Annotated in this window: 19 protein-coding genes and 1 other annotated feature (1 of these 20 cut by a window edge); of the genes, 18 read left to right on the top strand and 1 reads right to left on the bottom strand. The window is 47.1% G+C overall.

Annotated elements, in window-relative coordinates:
• Position 1: a binding site (T-box leader), on the top strand (it extends 252 nt beyond the left edge of the window).
• A gap of 119 nt (positions 2-120) precedes the next feature.
• From ilvB to yihA, 13 genes are all read left to right on the top strand, one after another.
• Positions 121-1,845, top strand: a complete 1,725-nt coding sequence (gene ilvB / locus AD710_RS01675; protein WP_049628746.1) for an acetolactate synthase large subunit — start codon at positions 121-123, stop codon at positions 1,843-1,845.
• The gene (ilvN, locus tag AD710_RS01670; protein WP_016938753.1) at positions 1,842-2,360 is read left to right on the top strand and encodes an acetolactate synthase small subunit; all 519 of its coding nucleotides are present in this window, start codon (positions 1,842-1,844) and stop codon (positions 2,358-2,360) included. The genes ilvB and ilvN overlap by 4 nt, the downstream gene beginning before the upstream one ends.
• A 22-nt stretch (positions 2,361-2,382) precedes the next feature.
• Entirely contained in the window at positions 2,383-3,411 is a 1,029-nt protein-coding gene (ilvC, locus tag AD710_RS01665) for a ketol-acid reductoisomerase (protein ID WP_007408142.1), read from the top strand.
• Positions 3,398-4,954, top strand: coding sequence for a 2-isopropylmalate synthase (locus AD710_RS01660; RefSeq protein ID WP_049627123.1), 1,557 nt, complete (start codon positions 3,398-3,400; stop codon positions 4,952-4,954). The genes ilvC and AD710_RS01660 overlap by 14 nt, the downstream gene beginning before the upstream one ends.
• A gap of 20 nt (positions 4,955-4,974) precedes the next feature.
• Complete coding sequence (leuB, locus tag AD710_RS01655; RefSeq protein ID WP_049627122.1) at positions 4,975-6,072, top strand: 3-isopropylmalate dehydrogenase; 1,098 nt, start codon at positions 4,975-4,977, stop codon at positions 6,070-6,072.
• A gap of 49 nt (positions 6,073-6,121) precedes the next feature.
• On the top strand, positions 6,122-7,540 hold the full coding sequence (gene leuC, locus AD710_RS01650) for a 3-isopropylmalate dehydratase large subunit (protein ID WP_045926466.1): 1,419 nt from the start codon (positions 6,122-6,124) through the stop codon (positions 7,538-7,540).
• A 15-nt stretch (positions 7,541-7,555) separates the two neighbouring features.
• Positions 7,556-8,155 (top strand): 3-isopropylmalate dehydratase small subunit, encoded by a 600-nt coding sequence (gene leuD / locus AD710_RS01645; protein WP_049627121.1) that lies wholly within the window; start codon positions 7,556-7,558, stop codon positions 8,153-8,155.
• A gap of 118 nt (positions 8,156-8,273) precedes the next feature.
• Entirely contained in the window at positions 8,274-9,278 is a 1,005-nt protein-coding gene (gene ddcA / locus AD710_RS01640) for a DNA damage checkpoint antagonist DdcA (protein ID WP_045926467.1), read from the top strand.
• Positions 9,279-9,494: 216 nt separating this feature from the next.
• Positions 9,495-10,769: a trigger factor gene (tig, locus tag AD710_RS01635; protein ID WP_047475527.1), complete on the top strand. Its 1,275-nt coding sequence runs from the start codon at positions 9,495-9,497 to the stop codon at positions 10,767-10,769.
• A gap of 271 nt (positions 10,770-11,040) precedes the next feature.
• The gene (gene clpX / locus AD710_RS01630) at positions 11,041-12,303 is read left to right on the top strand and encodes an ATP-dependent protease ATP-binding subunit ClpX (protein WP_016938761.1); all 1,263 of its coding nucleotides are present in this window, start codon (positions 11,041-11,043) and stop codon (positions 12,301-12,303) included.
• Positions 12,304-12,450: 147 nt separating this feature from the next.
• Entirely contained in the window at positions 12,451-14,109 is a 1,659-nt protein-coding gene (gene lonB / locus AD710_RS01625; RefSeq protein WP_047475531.1) for an ATP-dependent protease LonB, read from the top strand.
• 198 nt (positions 14,110-14,307) lie between these two features.
• Positions 14,308-16,632 (top strand): endopeptidase La, encoded by a 2,325-nt coding sequence (lon, locus tag AD710_RS01620; protein ID WP_016938763.1) that lies wholly within the window; start codon positions 14,308-14,310, stop codon positions 16,630-16,632.
• Complete coding sequence (yihA, locus tag AD710_RS01615) at positions 16,629-17,216, top strand: ribosome biogenesis GTP-binding protein YihA/YsxC (protein WP_016938764.1); 588 nt, start codon at positions 16,629-16,631, stop codon at positions 17,214-17,216. The genes lon and yihA overlap by 4 nt, the downstream gene beginning before the upstream one ends.
• Positions 17,217-17,248: 32 nt before the next feature.
• On the opposite strand, the gene AD710_RS01610 is transcribed toward yihA, so the two are convergent.
• Entirely contained in the window at positions 17,249-17,740 is a 492-nt protein-coding gene (locus tag AD710_RS01610) for a hypothetical protein (protein ID WP_045926469.1), read from the bottom strand.
• 196 nt (positions 17,741-17,936) lie between these two features.
• On the opposite strand from AD710_RS01610, the gene hemA reads away from it, so the two are divergent.
• From hemA to hemB, 5 genes are read left to right on the top strand one after another with little or no spacing between them, the layout of a single operon-like run.
• Entirely contained in the window at positions 17,937-19,304 is a 1,368-nt protein-coding gene (hemA, locus tag AD710_RS01605) for a glutamyl-tRNA reductase (protein ID WP_049627120.1), read from the top strand.
• A gap of 7 nt (positions 19,305-19,311) precedes the next feature.
• Positions 19,312-20,142 (top strand): cytochrome c biogenesis protein, encoded by an 831-nt coding sequence (locus tag AD710_RS01600; protein ID WP_016938767.1) that lies wholly within the window; start codon positions 19,312-19,314, stop codon positions 20,140-20,142.
• 35 nt (positions 20,143-20,177) lie between these two features.
• A complete protein-coding gene (gene hemC / locus AD710_RS01595) occupies positions 20,178-21,119 on the top strand; it encodes a hydroxymethylbilane synthase (RefSeq protein WP_049627119.1) in 942 nt (313 codons plus the stop codon).
• Positions 21,109-21,891, top strand: a complete 783-nt coding sequence (locus AD710_RS01590; protein WP_049627118.1) for a uroporphyrinogen-III synthase — start codon at positions 21,109-21,111, stop codon at positions 21,889-21,891. Before hemC ends, AD710_RS01590 begins: the two co-directional genes overlap by 11 nt.
• Before the next feature lie 2 nt (positions 21,892-21,893).
• Positions 21,894-22,868, top strand: a complete 975-nt coding sequence (gene hemB / locus AD710_RS01585; RefSeq protein WP_029575360.1) for a porphobilinogen synthase — start codon at positions 21,894-21,896, stop codon at positions 22,866-22,868.
• Positions 22,869-22,896: the final 28 nt, after the last annotated feature.

Here is a 22,896-nt window from a genome sequence, read left to right as displayed (position 1 = left end):
TGGCTATCGCATGAAATGCTTGGCTGAATGTGGGTGGGAAGGCTTTTTTATTTGCGTCAGCCGGCGCTGCGTTTTATGAATTTGATTTTAGAAGGGAACATTGAAAAGGAGGAACTGAAAATGGGCACAAATGTACAGGCGGATACTACGTCTGCCGATTGTACAAAGACAATGAACGGGGCTCTGATGCTGATTGAATCATTAAAGAAAGAAAAAGTCGAAATGATCTTCGGATATCCGGGGGGAGCCGTTCTTCCGATTTACGATAAGCTTTATCAATCAGGATTGGTTCACATCCTGCCCCGGCACGAGCAAGGCGCGATTCATGCGGCCGAAGGGTATGCGAGAGTCTCGGGGAAGCCGGGGGTTGTCATCGCTACTTCAGGACCCGGAGCGACAAATTTAGTGACCGGTCTTGCGGACGCGATGATTGATTCACTGCCGCTCGTAGTGTTTACCGGCCAGGTGGCCACTTCAGTCATCGGCAGCGACGCTTTCCAGGAAGCCGACATTTTAGGAATTACGATGCCGATTACGAAACACAGCTATCAGGTCCGCCGTCCGGAGGATCTTCCCGGTGTGATCAAAGAGGCTTTCCATATCGCCACGACGGGAAGACCGGGTCCGGTATTAATTGATATTCCGAAGGATGTCGCAGCATTTGAAGGGGAATTCAGATATGATCATGAGATCAATCTTCCGGGTTATCAGCCGGTAAAAGAGCCTAACTATCTGCAGATCCGAAAGCTCGTAGAAGCTGTCAGCAGTGCGAAAAAGCCGGTTATTTTAGCCGGAGCGGGTGTTTTGCACGGTAAAGCTTCAGAAGATTTAAAAAATTATGCCGAACAGCAGCAAATACCGGTAGCCCACACGCTTCTCGGTCTGGGCGGTTTCCCGGCAGACCATCCTCTCTTTCTGGGAATGGCGGGAATGCACGGCACATACACAGCGAATATGGCGCTTTACCACTGTGACTTGCTGATCAGCATCGGAGCTCGGTTCGATGATCGTGTGACCGGAAATCTGAAGCATTTTGCAAAATCGGCCAAAGTGGCGCACATCGATATTGATCCGGCTGAAATCGGAAAAATTATCGAAACGCAGATCCCGGTGGTCGGCGACAGTAAAATCGTCCTTCAGGAACTATTGAAGCAAAACGGAAAACAGGGACAGTCAGCTGAATGGAAACAGCAGCTTTCCGAATGGAAAGAAGAATATCCGCTCTGGTATACAGACGACAGTGAAGAGGGCTTAAAACCCCAAAAGCTGATTGAGTATATTCACCAATTCACAAACGGAGAGGCGATTGTGGCGACGGATGTCGGTCAGCACCAGATGTGGGCGGCTCAGTTTTATCCTTTCCGAAAGGCTGATAAGTGGGTGACCTCGGGAGGGCTCGGCACAATGGGCTTCGGCCTTCCGGCGGCTATCGGAGCGCAGCTGGCTGATCGTAACGCCACGGTCGTTGCCATCCTCGGAGACGGCGGTTTTCAGATGACCCTGCAGGAGTTAGATGTCATCCGGCAGCTGAATCTTCCGGTCAAAGTGATTATTTTGAACAATGAATGTCTGGGCATGGTCAGACAGTGGCAGGAAATCTTCTATGAAGAACGCTACTCTGAATCCAAATTCTCGGCGCAGCCTGACTTTGTCAAATTGTCAGAAGCCTACGGCATTAAAGGCATCCGGATTACATCAGAAGAAGAGGCGGAAGAAGAGCTGAAAAAGGCGCTTTCATCAAAAGAGCCGGCCGTTATTGACGTCCGGGTCGCCAAAAGCGAAAAAGTATTCCCGATGATTGCGCCGGGTAAAGGACTTCATGAAATGGTGGGGGTGAAACCTTGAAACGCATTATCACATTAACGGTGGTCAACCGCTCGGGGGTATTAAACCGGATCACCGGCCTGTTTACAAAAAGACACTATAATATCGAAAGCATCACTGTAGGCCACACGGAAACAAGCGGTGTTTCAAGAATTACATTTGTCGTCCATGTGGAAGGCGAAAACGACGTTGAGCAGCTGACAAAGCAGCTTAACAAACAAATTGACGTCCTGAAAGTGACGGATATTACAAACCAATCAATTGTACAGCGTGAGCTTGCACTGATTAAAGTTGTTTCTGCACCGCCGACCAGAACGGAAATCAATGGAATCATTGAGCCGTTCAGAGCTTCCGTCGTTGATGTCTCAAAGGACAGCATCGTCGTTCAGGTCACTGGCGAGTCTGATAAAATCGAAGCCCTTATAGAGCTTCTCAAACCTTACGGCATTAAAGAAATCGCGAGAACAGGCACAACGGCTTTTGCGAGGGGAACCCAGCAAAAGGCGTCATCCAATAAAACAATTTCTATTGTATAACACAAAAAAGGGAGAGATTAAAATGGTAAAAGTATATTATAACGGTGATATCAAAGAGAACGTATTGGCAGGTAAAAAAGTAGCGATTATCGGTTACGGTTCACAGGGTCACGCACATGCGCTGAACTTAAAAGAAAGCGGAATTGATGTCATTGTCGGCGTCAGACAAGGCAAATCATTTACACAGGCCCAAGAAGACGGCCACCAAGTATTTTCTGTAAGAGAAGCGGCTGCCCAGGCTGACATCATTATGGTTCTTCTTCCGGATGAACAGCAGCAAAAAGTATATGAAGCTGAAATCAAAGATGAATTGACGGCGGGCAAATCATTGGTATTCGCACACGGATTTAACGTCCATTTCCATCAGATCGTGCCTCCTGCTGATGTAGATGTCTTCCTTGTCGCCCCTAAAGGACCGGGACACCTTGTCAGAAGAACATATGAACAAGGCGCCGGCGTACCGGCATTGTTTGCCATCTATCAGGATGTATCAGGCGAAGCGAAAGACACGGCTCTTGCTTACGCAAAAGGAATTGGCGGGGCGCGTGCCGGAGTTCTTGAAACAACATTTAAGGAAGAAACGGAAACGGATCTGTTCGGTGAGCAGGCTGTTCTCTGCGGAGGTTTAACAGCGCTTGTCAAAGCAGGTTTTGAAACGCTGACAGAAGCCGGATACCAGCCTGAACTCGCATACTTTGAGTGTCTGCACGAACTGAAATTGATCGTAGACTTAATGTATGAAGAAGGCTTGGCGGGCATGAGATACTCTATCTCCGATACGGCTCAATGGGGAGATTTTGTATCAGGACCGCGCGTAGTCGATGCGAAGGTAAAAGAATCTATGAAACAAGTATTAACGGATATTCAAAACGGTACATTCGCAAAAGAATGGATCGTGGAAAACCAAGTGAACCGTCCTCGCTTCAATGCGATCAATGCAAGTGAAAACGAGCATCAGATTGAAAAGGTCGGCAGACAGCTTCGTGAAATGATGCCGTTTGTCAAACAAGGTAAAAAGAAGGAAGCGGTGGTCTCCGTTGCGCAAAATTAACGTTTTCGACACGACCCTTCGTGACGGTGAACAATCTCCCGGGGTCAACCTTAATGCGCGGGAGAAACTGGCGATAGCCAAGCAGCTTGAAAGACTCGGGGTGGACATTATTGAAGCGGGATTTCCCGCTTCATCCCGAGGTGATTTTTTAGCCGTGCAGGAAATCGCAAGAACGATTAAAAATTGTTCGGTAACAGGGCTTGCCCGTTCTGTCAAAGGTGATATCGACGCAGCCTGGGAAGCGCTGAAAGACGGGGTCAGCCCGCGGATTCACATCTTTATCGCCACCTCAGACATTCATCTGAAGCATAAGCTGAAAATGACGAGGGAAGAGGTTAAGGAAAAAGCGGTTGAAATGGTGAAGTATGCAAAAGAACGTTTCCCGATCGTTCAATGGTCAGCAGAAGACGCATGCCGCACCGAACTTCCGTTTTTGGCTGAAATCGTAGAAGAAGTGATTGATGCCGGCGCGAGCGTCATCAACCTGCCGGACACTGTAGGCTACCTGACGCCGGCGGAATACGGAAACATCTTTAAATATATGAAGGAACACGTTCCGAATATCAGCCGGGTAAAGCTCTCAGCTCATTGCCACGATGATCTCGGAATGGCGGTTGCCAACTCACTTTCGGCAATTGAGAACGGCGCTGATCAAATTGAATGCGCCATTAACGGCATAGGAGAAAGAGCCGGGAACGCCGCGCTTGAAGAAATCGCCGTTGCGCTTCATGTCAGAAATGACGCGTATCAAGCTGATTCATCTCTCACTCTTCATGAATTGAAGCGGACGAGTGATCTTGTCAGCAAACTGACGGGAATGGCCGTTCCCCGCAATAAAGCGATCGTCGGAGATAACGCTTTCGCCCATGAGTCGGGTATTCACCAAGACGGTTTCCTGAAAGAAAAATCAACATATGAAATTATTTCACCGGAACTTGTCGGTGTGACAGCGGATGCGCTCGTGCTCGGAAAGCATTCCGGACGCCATGCGTTCAAAGACCGCCTGAATACGCTTGGGTTCCAGTTTGATAGTGATGAGATCAATAAATATTTTACGATGTTTAAAGAACTGACCGAAAAGAAAAAAGAAATCACCGATGATGACTTGATTTCTCTTATTTTAGAAGAAAAAGTGACGGACAAAAAAATCGGCTATGAATTTTTGTCTCTGCAAGTGCATTACGGGACGTCTCAGGTGCCCACTGCAACAGTCTCTTTGAAAAATCAGGAAAACGAACAGCTGATGCAAGAGGCGGCAACAGGGGCAGGCAGCGTAGAAGCCGTTTATAACACGCTCGGGCGCTGTATTGATAAAGATATTGAACTGATAGATTACCGCATTCAATCCAACCGAAAAGGCGAAGACGCGCTGGCTCAGGTTTACGTCAGAGTGACCGTGAACGGAAAAGAATCATCAGGGCGGGGAATTGCGCAGGATGTTCTGGAAGCTTCTGCAAAAGCATATTTGAATGCTGTGAACCGTCAATTAGTGCTGGATTGCAATATAGACGGATTAAAGAGACGGACTGCGGTCGGCTCGTAATAGAAAGGAGAACGTTTGATTTGAAAAAACGCATTGCTTTGCTTCCCGGTGACGGAATCGGACCGGAAGTGGCGGAATCAGCGGCAGATGTATTGAAAAGCGTTGCCGAACAATTCGGACATGAATTTGAATTTGAAAACGGGCTGATCGGGGGAGCGGCTATTGACGCCCATCAAAACCCTCTTCCTGAGGAGACGGTGGCTCTTTGCGAGAGGTCTGACGCCATCCTGCTCGGTGCAGTCGGCGGACCGAAATGGGACCAAAATCCTCCGGAGCTCAGACCGGAAAAAGGCCTGCTCGGCATCAGAAAAAAACTCGGCCTGTTTGCCAATCTGCGTCCGGTGACCGTATTTGAAAGCCTGTCTGAGGCATCTCCGCTGAAAAAAGAATATATCAGCGGCGTTGACTTTGTAATCGTCAGGGAACTGACGGGCGGCCTCTACTTCGGAGAGCCGAGCAGACAGTATGTCAATGAAGCGGGAGAAAAAGAAGCGGTCGATACCCTCTTTTATAAGAAAGAAGAAATCGAACGCGTTGTCAGAGAAGCCTTTAAAATGGCAGCCGGCAGAAAAGGAAAAGTGACGTCAGTTGATAAGGCGAATGTGCTTTCCTCAAGCAGGCTGTGGCGTGAAACGGCAGATGAAATCGCAAAAGAATTTCCTGATGTGACGCTTGAACATATGCTTGTCGATAATGCTGCGATGCAGCTCATCTATGCTCCGAACCAGTTTGACGTCATCGTAACTGAAAACATGTTCGGCGATATATTAAGTGATGAAGCCTCCATGCTGACAGGTTCGCTCGGCATGCTGCCATCAGCCAGTCTATCAAGTTCAGGTCTTCACTTGTTTGAACCGGTGCATGGATCTGCGCCTGACATCGCCGGTAAAGGGATGGCCAATCCGTTTGCGGCGATTTTATCAGCGGCGATGCTTTTGAGAACATCTTTCGGGCTTGAAAACGAAGCGCAGGCGGTAGAAAAGGCGGTTGCAAAGGTGCTTGCAGACGGCAGCCGTACACGTGATATCGCCCGGGACGGCCAATATGCCGGAACGCATGACATTACTGAAAAAGTAAAAGCCGCAATAGCCGGCGCAAATACACAATCTATAGTGTGACGCTTTAAAGAAAGCGGTCTTAGTTCATAGGTAGAGGGAGGAAACAAAGATGATGCCTCGAACAATCATCGAAAAGATTTGGGATCGGCATGTTGTAAAAAGCGGTGAAGGAAAACCCGACCTTCTCTATATTGATCTGCACTTAATTCATGAGGTGACGTCTCCTCAGGCGTTTGAAGGATTAAGGCAGAAGGGAAGAAAAGTCAGACGGCCGCAGAATACATTCGCGACGATGGATCACAATATTCCGACCGTCAACCGTTTTGACATTAAAGATGAAGTCGCAAAGCGCCAAGTAACCGCGCTTGAAAGAAATTGCGAGGAGTTCGGCGTCCGTCTTGCGGATCTTCACAGCGCAGACCAGGGGATCGTTCACGTAGTCGGACCTGAGCTTGGTCTGACACTTCCGGGGAAAACGATCGTTTGCGGAGACAGTCATACATCGACTCACGGCGCATTCGGGGCGCTTGCCTTCGGTATCGGCACAAGTGAGGTGGAGCATGTTCTCTCCACACAGACACTATGGCAGCAGCGGCCGAAAACGCTAGAAATCCGCGTTGACGGAACGCTCCAAAAAGGAGTGACCGCGAAGGATGTCATCTTGTCGGTCATCGGAAAATACGGGGTGAAATTCGGTACCGGATATGTCATTGAATACACCGGGGAAGTATTCAGAAACATGTCTATGGACGAACGCATGACGGTCTGCAATATGTCAATAGAAGCGGGAGCCCGTGCGGGACTGATCGCTCCTGATGAAACGACGATTGAATACTGTAAAAACCGTAAATACGCGCCAAAAGGCGAGGAATTTGAAAAAGCCGCCGCAGAATGGAAAGCGTTAAAAACCGATCCGGGCGCCGTATACGATCATTCCATCGTGTTAGACGGCAGCGAGATTTCTCCAATGGTAACTTGGGGCATCAACCCAGGCATGGTTCTTCCGGTCGATGCCCAAATACCTGCGCCGGAAACCATTGATTCTGAAGACGATAAAAAAGAGGCCATCCGCGCCTACGAATACATGGGGATTGAACCGAATCAAAAAATTGAAGAGATTAAAGTCGAGCATGTGTTTATCGGCTCCTGTACAAATTCGCGGATGACCGACCTTCGCCAGGCTGCTGATATGATCAAAGGCCGAAAAGTCGCCGACAGCGTCAGAGCCATTGTGGTGCCGGGCTCTCAAAGCGTGAAACAGCAGGCGGAGGAAGAAGGGCTGCACCGTGTGTTTCTTGAAGCGGGCTTTGAATGGAGAGAATCAGGCTGCAGCATGTGCCTCAGTATGAACAATGATGTCGTGCCTGAAGGGGAACGATGCGCTTCCACATCCAACCGCAACTTCGAAGGCAGACAGGGAAAAGGCGCGAGAACACACCTTGTCAGTCCTGCTATGGCCGCAATGGCAGCCATTCACGGGCATTTCGTCGATGTAAGAAAGTTTTATCAAGAAAAAACAGTTGTGTAAGGAGTGTGCGAAAAGATGGAACCTTTAAAAACGCATACCGGAAAAGCGGCCGTCTTAAACCGGATCAACGTTGACACTGACCAGATTATTCCGAAACAGTTTCTGAAAAGAATTGAAAGAACCGGATACGGCAGATTCGCGTTTTTTGATTGGAGATACCTTGAGAACGGTGAGCCTGATCCTGAATTTGAATTAAACCGCAAAGTCTATGAGGGCGCGTCCATATTAATTGCCGGAGAGAATTTCGGCTGCGGATCATCCCGTGAGCATGCTCCTTGGGCGCTGGATGATTACGGATTCAAAATCATCATTGCTCCGTCATTTGCCGATATTTTTCATCAAAACTGTTTTAAAAACGGAATGCTTCCTATCCGTATGCCGTATGATCAATGGAAAAAACTCGCCGGTCAATATGAAAATCAGTCTCTTAATATGACGGTTGATTTGGAATACCAGCTCATCCATGACAGTGAAGGAAGAGAAATTTCATTTGAAGTCGATCCGCACTGGAAGGAAATGCTGATTAACGGCTATGACGAAATTTCATTAACGCTCCTGCTGGAGGACGACATTCAGCAGTTTGAATCGAAAAGAAGTTCTTGGCTTCAAGCCTGAAAAAAGCCGCCCGGAATTTATCCGGCGGCTTTTTTTGCCATGTGCGTTATCCTTTCTTGTGTTTCATGACGCGTGTTGATACACTTGAACAAAATAAGCGCCTGAAAGGAAATAGAGTATGACGCATGACAAGAAAAAAGCTGATATCATTCCTTTCCCCCGTCTGAAAGAACGCTTGGTTGATAAAGGGATGGCCGCCATGAAGGATAAACAGTACCAGGAGGCCCTCGAACTGTTTTCAGAGGCGGTAAGCCACGGTGATACCGAGTCCGACGTACATTTAGGCATGGCGATTTGTTTTCTGGAGCTCGGGGAATTGGAAGAAGCAAAACAAGTTTGCGAGAAAATGCTGAACGAAGGGTACGGCCATTATTTTACCGTGCTGCAGGTGTACATGACCATTTTGATTCAGCTGAAACAATATGAAGAAGTCAAAAGCACAATTGAAGCTGTGCTGGAAGAAAACCAGCTCCCCGCAGAAAGTGCGGAGCAATTCTACCGGCTGCTCGAATTCAGCCGCAAAATGACCGATCCCGATCAGCAGGACGAGGTGTGGGAGGAGGAATATGAAGACGTTCTTGATGCGGAAAAAGTGCTGAACAGCCCCGCTGAACAAATGAACCTGATCCATTCTCTCAAAGACCGCAATATTGCGAAATACACAGGTCTTTTAAAAACGATTCTGCAAGATCCGGGCGCGCATCCGCTTATCAAGACGATGATTTTGACGCTGATGGCGGAGCACGATTACAGCAAGCCGGTCCATATTACAAAATTCGGCGATTCAATGACCGCGATACCGAGTGAAACAATTCAGCCTGATGCGGCGCCGATTTTGCACCGCGTTCTCCGGGTGCTTGATGAAACGCTGGGCAATGAAAACCCTACATTATACGCCGCCGTTGAGGAACTGTGGAGAAGGCATCTGTACGTCCTGCACCCTTTTATGCCGAAGCTTTTGAGCGCTGATTTATGGGCTGCAGCGCTTCATAAGGTCGGTTACGAGATGCACGGCATTGACATTGAGCCGGAGGAACTTCATATGATGTACGAGTTTGACAGCCGCGAACTCGAAGAAGCCTGCACGATGATTAAGGATATTGAAGAAATTTCTTATTTGTAAATCACGCCATATAGTTGAAAGCGATAGGCGTTATGTTATAATATAGTGGTTGTATTTATGTATAGCGGTTTAACTGAAATGAGAATTACGGTTGGACAGGCTGCCAGTTCATTACATAATGATTCTGATTCAAAGCGGTTTTTTCTTTGACAAAGCCGCGGATTGCTTTAGAATGGAAGACCGACACAACCTGAATAGATTTTTGGAGGGAAATACATGTCTGTAAAATGGGAAAAACAAGAAGGCAACGAAGGCGTATTAACAGTTGAAGTTGATGCGGAAACGTTCAAAACAGCTCTTGATGATGCATTTAAAAAAGTAGTAAAACAGGTTTCTATTCCTGGATTCCGCAAAGGGAAAGTTCCGCGCGGTTTATTCGAACAGCGTTTCGGCGTTGAAGCTCTTTACCAGGATGCTTTAGATATTTTACTTCCTGTAGAATACCCTAAAGCGGTTGAAGAAGCCGGCATTGAGCCTGTAGACCGTCCTGAAATCGATGTTGAAAAAATCGAAAAAGGCGAAAGCTTAATTTTCACTGCAAAAGTGACTGTAAAACCGGAAGTGAAACTTGGCGACTACAAAGGCTTAGGAATCGAAAAAGATGACACTGCCGTTACTGATGAAGACGTACAAAACGAACTTAAAGCGCTTCAGGAGCGTCAGGCTGAGCTTGTCGTAAAAGAAGAAGGCGCTGTTGAAAACGGCGATACAGTCGTTCTTGACTTCGAAGGTTTTGTTGACGGAGAAGCATTTGAAGGCGGAAAAGCTGAGAACTACTCACTTGAAGTAGGATCAGGTTCATTCATCCCGGGCTTCGAAGAGCAGCTGACTGGTCTTGAAGCAGGAGCTGAAAAGGATGTTGAAGTAACATTCCCTGAAGAGTACCACGCTGAAGATCTTGCAGGCAAACCGGCTGTCTTCAAAGTGAAAATTCATGAAATCAAAGCGAAAGAGCTTCCTGAGCTTAACGACGAATTCGCAAAAGACGTTGACGAAGAAGTTGAAACGCTTGCTGAATTAACTGAGAAAACAAAAAAACGCCTTGAAGAAGCGAAAGAAAACGAAGCTGACGCTAAATTGCGTGAAGAGCTTGTGCTGAAAGCATCTGAAAACGCTGAAGCTGATGTTCCTCAAGCGATGATCGACACTGAGCTTGACCGCATGCTGAAAGAATTCGAACAGCGTCTTCAAATGCAAGGCATGAACCTTGAGCTTTACACTCAATTCTCAGGTCAAGATGAAAACGCGTTAAAAGAGCAAATGAAAGAAGATGCCGCAAAACGCGTAAAATCAAACCTGACTCTTGAAGCGATCGCTCAAGCTGAAAACCTTGAAGTGACTGACGAAGAAGTTGAAGCTGAGCTGACTAAAATGGCTGAAGCTTACAACATGCCGGTTGAAAACATCAAGCAGGCAATCGGTTCAACTGACGCGATGAAAGAAGATTTAAAAGTTCGAAAAGCAATTGATTTTCTTGTAGAAAACCGTTAATATGGTTCATAATAATAGACATAATGAAACAGGGCGCGATTATTTCGTGCCTTGTTTTGTACAATTATGATATAACTCTTTTTCTTGGGGCAAGATAGTCATTGCCGGGCTGTTTTTTGTCATACATATAGAATGTGCAAGCGCGAAACACATTGTTACCGTCTTACTGGAAAGTATGGTAAAATGCAATACATACTCGATCGTAGCAAGAACCGTTTTCTTTTGCCCTTCAGGTAAAAGAAAAAGTGAGACAAGATTAAGGGGTGAAAGAATGTTTAAATTCAACGAGGAAAAAGGACAATTAAAATGCTCGTTCTGCGGAAAAACGCAAGATCAGGTTCGTAAGCTGGTTGCAGGACCGGGTGTATATATATGCGATGAATGCATCGAGCTCTGTACAGAAATCGTAGAGGAAGAGCTCGGTACAGAAGAAGAAGTCGAATTTAAAGACGTTCCGAAGCCGCAGGAAATCCGTGAGATTCTGAATGAATATGTCATCGGACAGGATCAGGCGAAGAAATCACTTGCGGTTGCGGTATACAACCATTACAAACGCATCAACTCCAACAGTAAAGTGGATGATGTTGAGCTTTCTAAAAGTAATATTTCATTAATCGGGCCGACTGGAAGCGGGAAAACACTTCTCGCTCAGACGCTTGCGCGTATTCTGAACGTTCCGTTTGCGATCGCGGACGCTACATCTCTGACTGAAGCCGGATATGTCGGTGAGGACGTAGAAAACATCCTCCTCAAGCTGATTCAGGCTGCAGACTATGATGTGGAAAAAGCAGAAAAAGGCATTATTTACATCGATGAAATTGATAAAGTAGCGCGAAAATCTGAAAACCCGTCCATTACACGCGACGTATCAGGCGAAGGCGTTCAGCAGGCGCTGCTGAAAATTCTTGAAGGAACGGTTGCAAGCGTGCCGCCTCAAGGAGGACGCAAACATCCTCATCAGGAATTCATTCAGATCGATACGACGAACATTCTGTTCATTTGCGGCGGTGCATTTGACGGCATTGAACAAATCATCAAACGCCGTCTCGGACAAAAAGTCATCGGTTTCGGCTCAGATAATAAAGCGGCAGACCTGGAAAAAGAAGAACTGCTTTCTAAAGTTCTTCCGGAAGACTTGCTTCGTTTCGGTCTGATTCCTGAATTCATCGGCCGTCTTCCTGTCATTGCAAGCCTTGAGCAGCTTGACGAAACGGCACTGGTTGAAATTCTGACTAAACCTAAAAACGCACTCGTCAAACAATACAAGAAAATGTTAGAACTTGATGATGTTGAGCTTGAATTTGAAGGCGAGGCATTATCTGAAATTGCGAAAAAAGCGATCGAGCGTAAAACAGGCGCACGCGGCCTGCGTTCTATCATTGAAGGCATCATGCTTGACGTTATGTTTGATCTGCCGTCCCGTGATGATATTGAAAAATGTGTCATTACCGGATCGACAGTCGCAGACGGTGAAGCGCCTCGTCTTGTATTAAAAGACGGCACAGTTGTCGGCCAAGATAAAACATCAGCATAACATGACAAAACCTCCTGACTCGAATTGATCAGGAGGTTTTTTTCTTGTCCCGACCCTTCTGAAAATGTTTATTCCGGGCTTTGCTGGGAGATACTAGCGGACAGAGGAATGAATTGGATACATAAATCGTTTTCAGGAGGGACCAGCATGAGTTGGACAGGGATCGCATTATTTGTACAGCTGTTTTTCGGGATAGTCATCGGATTATATTTTTGGAATCTGCTCAAAAACCAGCGTACACAAAAAGTGACGATAGATAAAGAATCAAAAAAAGAAATGGAACAGCTTCGCAAAATGCGCGCCATCAGTTTATCAGAACCTTTATCAGAAAAGGTGCGGCCGAAAAGCTTTCAGGATATTGTCGGCCAGGAGGATGGGATTAAAGCGTTAAAAGCTGCGCTTTGCGGTCCGAATCCGCAGCACGTGATTATTTACGGGCCTCCCGGAGTCGGCAAAACGGCTGCGGCGCGTCTGGTATTGGAAGAAGCGAAAAAGCATAAACAGTCACCATTTCAAAATCAGGCCGTTTTTGTTGAGCTTGATGCGACGACCGCGCGATTTGATGAACGGGGTATTGCCGATCCGCTTATCGGTTCGGTGCATGATCCGATTTATCAGGGAGCGGGAGCGATGGGTCAGGCGGGCATTCCGCAGCCGAAGCAGGGGGCTGTGACTCATGCGCACGGCGGCGTCCTATTTATTGATGAAATCGGTGAGCTTCACCCGATTCAGATGAATAAAATGCTGAAGGTGCTTGAAGATCGGAAAGTCTTTTTAGACAGTGCGTATTACAGTGAGGAAAATACGCAAATCCCGAATCATATTCATGATATTTTTCAAAACGGGCTTCCCGCGGATTTCCGCTTGATCGGAGCGACGACAAGAATGCCGACTGAAATTCCCCCCGCCATCCGTTCGCGCTGCCTTGAAGTGTTTTTCCGTGAGCTGGAAAAGGATGAGCTTAAAACCGTAGCGAAAAAAGCGGCCGACAAAATTCAGAAAGAGATTTCTGATGAGGCTCTCGATGTACTGACCGCATATACGAGAAACGGCCGTGAAGCCGTCAATATGATTCAGATTGCTGCCGGCATGGCGGTAACCGAAGACAGAAAAGAAATTACGACAGAAGATATAGAATGGGTTGTTCATTCCAGTCAGCTCACACCTAAAAACGAGCAGAAAATCGCCGATGAACCGCAAGTCGGCATCGTGAACGGACTTGCCGTATACGGGCCGAACAGCGGCGCATTGCTGGAAATCGAAGTGAATGTCACGCCTGCACAGGACAAAGGAAGCCTGAATATTACGGGGATTGCAGAGGAAGAGAGCATCGGCAGCCAATCGAAGTCGATCCGCCGCAAAAGCATGGCGAAGGGATCGGTGGAAAACGTTCTGACGGTTCTTCGTACAATGGGCATCAAACCTTCGGACTATGACATTCATGTCAATTTTCCGGGCGGAGGCCCTATTGACGGACCGTCAGCAGGTATCGCGATGGCTGCGGGGATTTTTTCCGCGATCCACCGCATCCCTATCGACCATACGGTGGCGATGACGGGAGAGATCAGCCTGACGGGTCTTGTCAAACCGATCGGCGGCGTCATCCCGAAAATTAAAGCCGCGAAACAGGCCGGAGCTAAAACCGTCATTATTCCTTACGAAAATCAGCAGTCCATTCTGAAACGAATAGACGGAATCACCATTAAGGCGGTAAAAACGTTCCAGGAAGTACTTGACGCCATATTGGTTGATCCGCCTTCAGAACAAAAACCGTTTGATATCCAAATGAATAAAGAATCCGTATAAACCCCATTTTTATAATGGGGTTTTTTTATGGAGGACATCTTTTCCTTTTTCAGAACAGAAAGAAAGGGTATACTACGAAGAGACTGTTTTATATACTGGGCAGGCGGTAAGCCGGTTAAAGCCCGATCCCGGAATTGTACAACGATGAAAAAGTTGTATTATAATGGTTCATACTAAAGTCACGGAGGTGTCAGTCATATGGCAGAAGATACAAAACGCAGCATCCCGCTCCTCCCTTTAAGAGGTTTATTGGTATACCCGACGATGGTTTTACATTTAGATGTAGGCCGGGACAAGTCGGTTCAGGCTCTTGAACAGGCAATGATGCATGATCATATGATTTTTTTAGCCACTCAGCAGGATATTTCGATAGACGAACCGGGTGAAGACGACATTTTCACCGTCGGCACTTATACAAAAATCAAACAGATGTTGAAGCTGCCCAACGGTACGATCAGAGTGCTTGTAGAAGGTATTCAGCGGGCGCAAATCCTTGAATACACCGAACTAGAAGATTATACTTCGGTCGATATACAGCTGATGCATGAGGACGATTCGAAAGACGTAGAAGATGAGGCGCTTATGCGGACGCTGCTGGACCATTTTGACCAGTACATAAAAATTTCAAAAAAAATCTCCGCAGAAACGTATGCGGCTGTGACTGATATTGAAGAGCCCGGCAGAATGGCGGACATCGTCGCTTCTCATCTCCCGCTGAAATTAAAGGACAAGCAGGACATTTTAGAAACGGCGGATATTAAAGAACGTCTGAATAAGGTCATCCGTTCGATTAATAATGAAAAAGAAGTGCTGGAGATTGAGAAAAAAATCGGTCAGCGCGTCAAACGTTCGATGGAGCGCACCCAAAAAGAATACTACTTGCGTGAACAGATGAAAGCCATTCAAAAGGAACTTGGCGACAAAGAAGGTAAAACCGGTGAAGTTCAGTCGCTCACGGAAAAGATAGAAGAAGCGGGCATGCCTGAGCGTGTCAAAGAAACGGCGCTTAAGGAATTGAGCCGTTACGAAAAAGTGCCTTCAAGCTCAGCGGAAAGCTCTGTTATCCGCAACTATATTGACTGGCTCATCGCCCTGCCGTGGTCGGATGAAACAGAAGATAAACTGGATATTAAAAAAGCCGGGGAAATCTTAGACAAAGAGCATCACGGTTTAGAGAAAGTGAAAGAACGGATTCTGGAGTATCTGGCCGTGAAACAGCTGACGAAAACGCTGAAAGGGCCGATTCTTTGTCTGGCCGGACCGCCGGGAGTCGGAAAAACATCTCTTGCAAAATCAATCAGTACGAGCATGGGACGCCGGTTTGTGAGAATTTCACTGGGCGGAGTGCGCGATGAATCTGAAATCCGCGGCCACCGGCGTACATACGTCGGAGCGATGCCGGGCCGGATTATCCAGGGAATGAAAAAAGCCGGCAAACAAAATCCGGTCTTTCTCCTCGATGAGATTGATAAAATGTCATCTGATTTCAGAGGCGATCCGTCTTCGGCGATGCTTGAGGTGCTGGATCCGGAACAAAACAGCACATTCAGCGACCACTATATTGAAGAGACGTTCGATTTATCGAAAGTGCTTTTTATCGCGACTGCGAATAACCTTGGTTCCATACCGGGCCCTCTCAGAGACAGAATGGAGATTATCAGCCTGTCAGGTTATACTGAGAACGAAAAGCTGGAGATCGTAAAGGATCACCTGCTTCCGAAACAGATTAAAGAGCACGGGCTCACAAAGAGCAGCCTGCAGATTCGGGATCAGGCCATTACTGACATTATCCGCTACTATACGAGGGAAGCCGGCGTGAGAACGCTTGAACGCCAGATTGCGGCCATTTGCCGAAAGGCTGCAAAGGCCATTGTTTCTGAAGAGAGAAAACGCATTACCGTTACAGAGAAAAATCTGGCCGACTATCTCGGAAAACGGATATTCAGATACGGACAGGCGGAAACCGAGGATCAAGTCGGAGTTGTCACGGGTCTGGCGTACACGACGGTCGGCGGAGATACGCTTTCAATCGAAGTGTCACTGTCACCGGGAAAAGGAAAGCTGATTCTGACCGGGAAGCTCGGAGATGTCATGAGGGAATCCGCGCAGGCCGCTTTCAGTTATGTCCGCTCGAAAACGGAGCAGCTCGGAATCGACCCGAAATTCCATGAGAAGTATGACATTCATATCCATGTCCCTGAAGGAGCGGTGCCTAAAGACGGCCCTTCTGCGGGAATTACGATGGCTACTGCGCTCGTATCGGCATTAACGGACCGTGCGGTAAAACGCGAAGTCGGTATGACCGGGGAAATCACGCTGCGGGGCCGCGTGCTTCCGATCGGCGGACTGAAAGAAAAGGCGCTCGGCGCGCACAGAGCGGGCCTGACCACGATTATTGCGCCTAAAGATAACGAAAAAGATATAGAGGATATTCCTGAAAGCGTCAGAGAAGGACTGAAATTTATATTTGTGTCTCATCTCGATGACGTGTTGGAACATGCCTTAGTAGGAGAGAAGAAATGAAAGTCACAAAGTCAGAAATCGTGATCAGCGCGGTCAAACCTGAGCAGTACCCTGTTGGGGGGCTTCCGGAAATCGCGCTGGCGGGAAGATCAAATGTAGGAAAGTCATCTTTTATCAATTCATTAATCAATCGGAAAAACCTGGCCAGAACGTCATCAAAACCGGGGAAAACACAGACCTTAAACTTTTACATCATCAATGATGAATTGCATTTTGTCGACGTTCCCGGGTACGGGTTTGCGAAAGTTTCCAAAAGCGAGCGGGAAGCATGGGGGAGAATGATTGAAACTTATATGACGACCCGTGAAGAGCTGAAAGCCTGCGTGCAGATTGTCGACCTCAGACACGCGCCGTCTGCTGAAGACGTGAACATGTATGAATTCCTGAAGTATTACGGCATTCCCGTCATCGTCATTGCGACAAAAGCGGATAAAATTCCAAAAGGAAAATGGGACAAGCACTTAAAGGTTGTCAAGCAGACGCTTGATATGGACCCTGAAGATGAACTGATTTTATTTTCCTCTGAAACAAAAAAAGGAAAAGATGAGGCGTGGGGAGCCATTAAAAAAATGATCAGCCGGTAATGAAAAACCCAAAACGCAGTGCGTTTTGGGTTTTATCGTATAGTTTTGTTCCGCTTGATAAACAATAATAAAAGGCTGATTCCGATGAAAACATACGGCCAGTATGTTTTGAAATGTTCGGTCGGAATGTGGACGGACTCCAGCCACGCCGTAATTTGTTTAAAGAAGTATAAAAAGAGGGAAAAACCAATCATGGCAGCCGCTTCGTATACATATTCTTTTCTGGCAGCCGCAAATAAGGAGAACCCGAATATAAAGAGCAGCATTTCAAAATCTCCCGGCCACCATGAGAGTTCAGGTTTGGCGAAAAAATGCAAACCTATACCGAACAAAAGCATGCCGATTAGGACGTGAGATCCCGCCGCTTCCTTTTTGCCCTGATACAAGAGTACGGCGCCCAAAAGCATAAGGAGCACCGGCCATTCTCCCTGATTTGCAAACAGGTGAACCTGTCCGCTCTGAAGCCAAGCGAATAACGAAGCGGCAAGCAGAAGTCCCGGTAATAAAATTGATGTTTTTTTCATCCTGTCACCTACCCGCAGTAAAGGATTTTTAGTATGATGATTACAGAGGAAACGAAGCTTTTTATACTATAGCATAACATGTTTGAAATCTGTTCACATTTTCACGAAGAAACTATGTTATAATCATTATAAATAATAAATTCTATGTTAGAATGATTATAAATAAAATGCGATGTACGGGGGTGCATGAAAGGCTATGCATATTCTTGTTGTGGGAGTAGATTATAAATCCGCCCCTATTGAAATACGCGAAAAAATAAGTTTTCAGCCGGATGAGCTTGCAGAAGCGATGCTCCGTTTAAAAGAAGAAAAAAGCGTTCTTGAAAACATTATCGTGTCAACCTGCAACCGCACTGAAATTTATGCGGTGGTCGACCAGCTTCATACCGGCCGTTATTATATAAAGACATTTTTATCCGAATGGTTTTCTCTGCCGAAAGAAGAGCTGTCTCCGTTTCTGAAATTTTATGAGAGCGACGCGGCGATTGAGCATTTATTCCGAGTGGCGTGCGGTTTGGATTCCATGGTCATCGGAGAAACGCAAATCCTCGGCCAGGTCCGTTCGAGCTTTAAAACAGCGCAGACAGAAAAGACAATCGGCACCATTTTCAATGAGCTGTTTAAACAGGCAGTGACCGTCGGTAAACGCACGCATGCTGAAACCGATATCGGCGCCAATGCCGTATCCGTCAGTTACGCGGCCGTTGAACTCGCGAAAAAAATCTTCGGCTCTCTGTCAAATAAGCACATTTTGATTATCGGTGCGGGAAAAATGGGCGAGCTTGCCGCAGAAAACCTGCACGGCCAGGGCATAGGAAAAGTAACGGTCATCAACAGAACGTTTTTAAAGGCAAAAGAACTTGCTGACCGTTTTTCCGGAGAAGCGCGCAGCTTAAACCAGCTTGAACATGCACTTGCTGAAGCTGATATTTTAATCAGCTCGACAGGCGCAAGTGATTTTGTCGTGTCTAAAGATATGATGGAGAGAGCGGGCAGACAGCGGAAGGGCCGCCCATTATTTATGGTGGATATCGCTGTTCCGAGAGACCTTGACCCTGCGCTGAACGATCTTGAAGGTGTTTTTCTGTACGATATTGACGACCTTGAAGGAATCGTTGAAGCCAACTTACAAGAACGCCGTGAAACTGCTGAAAAAGTCGAGCTGTTCATTGAAGCGGCAATTGTTGAGTTTAAGCAGTGGCTTAATACGCTCGGCGTTGTGCCGGTCATTTCGGCGCTTCGTGAAAAGGCGCTGTCTATCCAGTCCGATACGATGCAGAGCATTGAGCGCAAGCTGCCTCATCTGACGATAAGAGAGAAAAAGCTTCTCAGCAAACATACGAAGAGCATCATTAACCAAATGCTGCGCGATCCGATTCTGAAAGCGAAAGAGCTTGCGGCTGAAGCGGATTCTGAGGAAAAGCTGAAGCTGTTTATGCAGATTTTCGATATTGAGGATGAAACCGGCCGTCAGCTGGACAAAAGCCTGGATAACCGCCAGACGGTTCATTCGCTTCAAAAGGCAGAAACAAAAACGGGCTTGCGTCCGCTTGTAAGTGAGTGAGCGCTGTATGATTGATACAGCAATGGCAAGGCTTAATGAAGCGACAATTGTGATTTACGCAATAAGCGTCCTTTTTTACTTTATAGATTTTCTTCAACACAACCGGAAGGCTGGGAAAATGGCCTTCTGGTTGCTTTCTATTGTCTGGACTCTGCAAACGGTCTATCTTTCTTACTTTATGTGGAAGACGGGCAGATTTCCGGTCTTAAATATTACAGAGGCCCTTTACTTTTATGCGTGGGTGCTTGTCACGCTCTCACTTGTTGTCACGCAGATCCTGCGGGTTGATTTTATCGTGTTTTTCACGAATGTCATCGGTTTCTCGATGATTGCGATCCATACATTTTCACCGACGGATCAGCATTCGGCCGCCTTTTCCGGCCAGCTGGTCTCAGAGCTTTTGGTCATTCATATTACAATGGCGATTCTCTCATACGGCGCGTTTTCCCTTTCTTTTGTCTTTTCGCTTCTTTATCAGTTTCAATATTCTTTATTAAAGAAGAAAAAATGGGGAAAATGGCTGTTGAGAATTGAAGATTTGTCAAAACTTGATTATATGGCTTACGTTTTAAATGTCATCGGGGTCCCGATGCTGCTGTTAAGCCTGATATTAGGCGTGATCTGGGCGTATGTGTCTCTGGAAACGCTGTACTGGTTTGATTCAAAAGTGCTCGGCTCGTTTATTGTGCTGCTTTTATACAGCTACTATTTATATATCAGAATGATTAAGGAACTGCAGGGAAAAGTGGCGGCGTTATGGAATTCAGCATGTTTTCTCGTGCTGATGATTAATTACTTCCTGCTCGGAAGCCTGTCGCAATTCCATTGGTTCAGTTAACGTCACGCGCCCAAACAGATTCGGGAGGAAAGAAAATGAGAACGATTAAGGTAGGTTCCAGACGGAGCAAGCTGGCTATGACCCAAACAAAATGGGTGATTAACAAACTGAAGGAATTGAATCCTTCCTATAACTTTGAAATCCGGGAGATTGTCACAAAAGGCGACCGCATCCTCGATGTCACACTGTCAAAAGTGGGCGGCAAAGGTTTGTTTGTCAAAGAGATTGAACAGGCGCTGCTGCATCAGGAGATTGATATGGCGGTCCACAGCATGAAAGACATGCCCGCTGTTTTGCCTGATGGTCTTGTCATCGGCTGCATACCAAAACGTGAGGATCCGCGTGATGCGCTGATTTCGAAGGGGCATCAAAAGCTGGAGGACATAAAAGAAGGCGGCATTATCGGCACCAGCAGTTTAAGAAGAAGCGCCCAGATTCTTGCTGAGCGTCCTGATCTTACTATTAAGTGGATCAGAGGAAACATAGATACGAGACTTCAAAAGCTTGAGACGGAGGATTACGATGCGATTATTTTAGCTGCTGCGGGTCTTTCAAGAATGGGCTGGAAAGATGATGTCGTATCTGAATTCCTCGAACCGGACCGCTGTCTGCCTGCGGTCGGCCAAGGCGCTCTTGCCATTGAATGCAGAGAGTCGGATGAGGAGCTTTTGAAGCTGTTTGCGCAATTCACCGATGAGTATACGCAGCGCACGGTGGCAGCCGAACGGGCTTTCTTACACGCGATGGAAGGCGGCTGCCAGGTGCCGATTGCCGGGTATGCGTCCGTCAATGACAGGGATGAAGTTGAGCTGGTCGGTCTGGTTGCATCTCCGGACGGAAAGACGATTTATAAAGAAACAGCGGCGGGACATGATCCGGAAGAAATCGGGAAACGCTGTGCGGCGATGATGTCTGAAAAAGGAGCGAAAGACTTAATCGACAGCGTGAAACAGGAGCTCGATCAGGATGGCAAATGACCTTCCTTTACAAGGAAAGACCGTGCTTGTCACCCGGAACAAAAGACAGGCCGCTCCGTTTCGAAAAAAAGTGGAGGCGCTCGGCGGAACGGCTGTTTCCGCTTCGCTGATCGCTTTTCAGGAAGCGCTCCCGGATGAATGCGCGGACAGTCTCCGGGAAGACCTTTCTGAGCCGGGGTGGCTTGTGTTTACAAGCGTAAACGGCGTCCGGTTCTTTTTTTCCTACCTTGATCGGCACGGTCTTGCGCTTTCCGGACGGAAAAAAATCGCTGCCGTCGGTGAAAAGACTGCGCGCGCCTTGAAAGAGCGGGGAGCCGGGACGGATGCGATGCCTGACGAGTATGTGGCCGAATGTCTGGCTGATACATTAAAACGGCATGCATCAGCTGCCGAACCCATTTCAGTGATAAAGGGCAATTTATCACGCGATGTCATAAAAGCGGAGCTTAAGCCGCTTGGCTATCAAATAAGGGAATGGGTATTGTACAATACCATTCAGGATGAACAAGGCATGGACGAGCTGAGACAGGCTGCATCCCGCTCTCATTTTGATTTTATTACATTTACCAGTTCATCGGCGGTGCATACGTTTATGCATGCAGTCGGAAACGGAGAAAAAGCGTGGGAAAACAGCGGTGCGAGCTATATCAGCATCGGCCCTTTGACAGAGAAAGCCCTATTGGAATACGGGATCTCATCCCATGTGCCTGACACTTATACGATTGAAGGCATGCTGGACGTCATGTGCAGCATGTCGGGAAAGGATAGATAATGATGAATCAAACATTTAACAGACACCGCCGTTTGCGCGCGAACGCTGCGATGAGAGATTTAGTAAGAGAAACACGTCTTCACCCTTCAGATTTTATTTACCCTCTATTTGTCGTTGAAGGGCTTGAAGGAAAAAAAGAAGTTTCTTCCATGCCGGGGGTTTACCATGTATCCCTTGATTTATTGAAGGATGAGATGGCTGAGCTGATATCACTCGGCATTAAATCGGTCATCGTTTTCGGCGTGCCTGAAGAAAAAGACGCCTGCGGAACACAGGCTTTTCACGATCACGGCATTGTGCAAAAAGGGATTGCTGAAATTAAAAAGCATTATCCTGAAATGATCGTCATCGCTGATACATGCCTCTGCGAATACACGGACCACGGCCATTGCGGTGTCGTCAAAGACGGAGAAATCCTCAATGACGAGTCGCTTGAATTGCTGGCTCAGACAGCCGTCAGCCAGGCCAAAGCAGGCGCTGACATCATCGCTCCTTCAAATATGATGGACGGTTTCGTCACAGTGATCAGAGAAGCGCTTGACAAAGAAGGGTTCACAAATATTCCGATCATGTCTTATGCAGTGAAATATTCAAGTGAATTTTACGGTCCGTTCCGCGACGCGGCTGACAGCACGCCGCAGTTCGGCGACAGAAAAACTTATCAGATGGATCCGGCCAATCGCCTGGAAGCGCTTCGTGAGGCAGAATCAGACGCTGCAGAAGGCGCTGACTTTTTAATCGTCAAACCGTCTATGTCATACTTAGATATTATGCGTGATGTGAAAAACCGCCATCACCTGCCGCTGGTCGCTTATAATGTGAGCGGGGAGTATTCCATGGTGAAAGCTGCAGCCCAGAACGGCTGGATTAAAGAAAAAGAAATGGTGCTTGAAATTTTAACGAGCATGAAACGTGCAGGCGCTGATCTGATTATGACGTATCATGCAAAAGACGCAGCAAAATGGCTTGCTGAGTAACGATTTCATTTGACGGGAGCTGAGGCAG

Origin of the sequence: Bacillus sp. JFL15 (assembly GCF_001184225.1) — a bacterium.
Lineage (GTDB): Bacteria > Bacillota > Bacilli > Bacillales > Bacillaceae > Bacillus > Bacillus siamensis.
The sequence above is the reverse complement of the archived record's forward strand: the minus strand, read 5'-3'. Positions and strand labels throughout refer to the sequence as shown.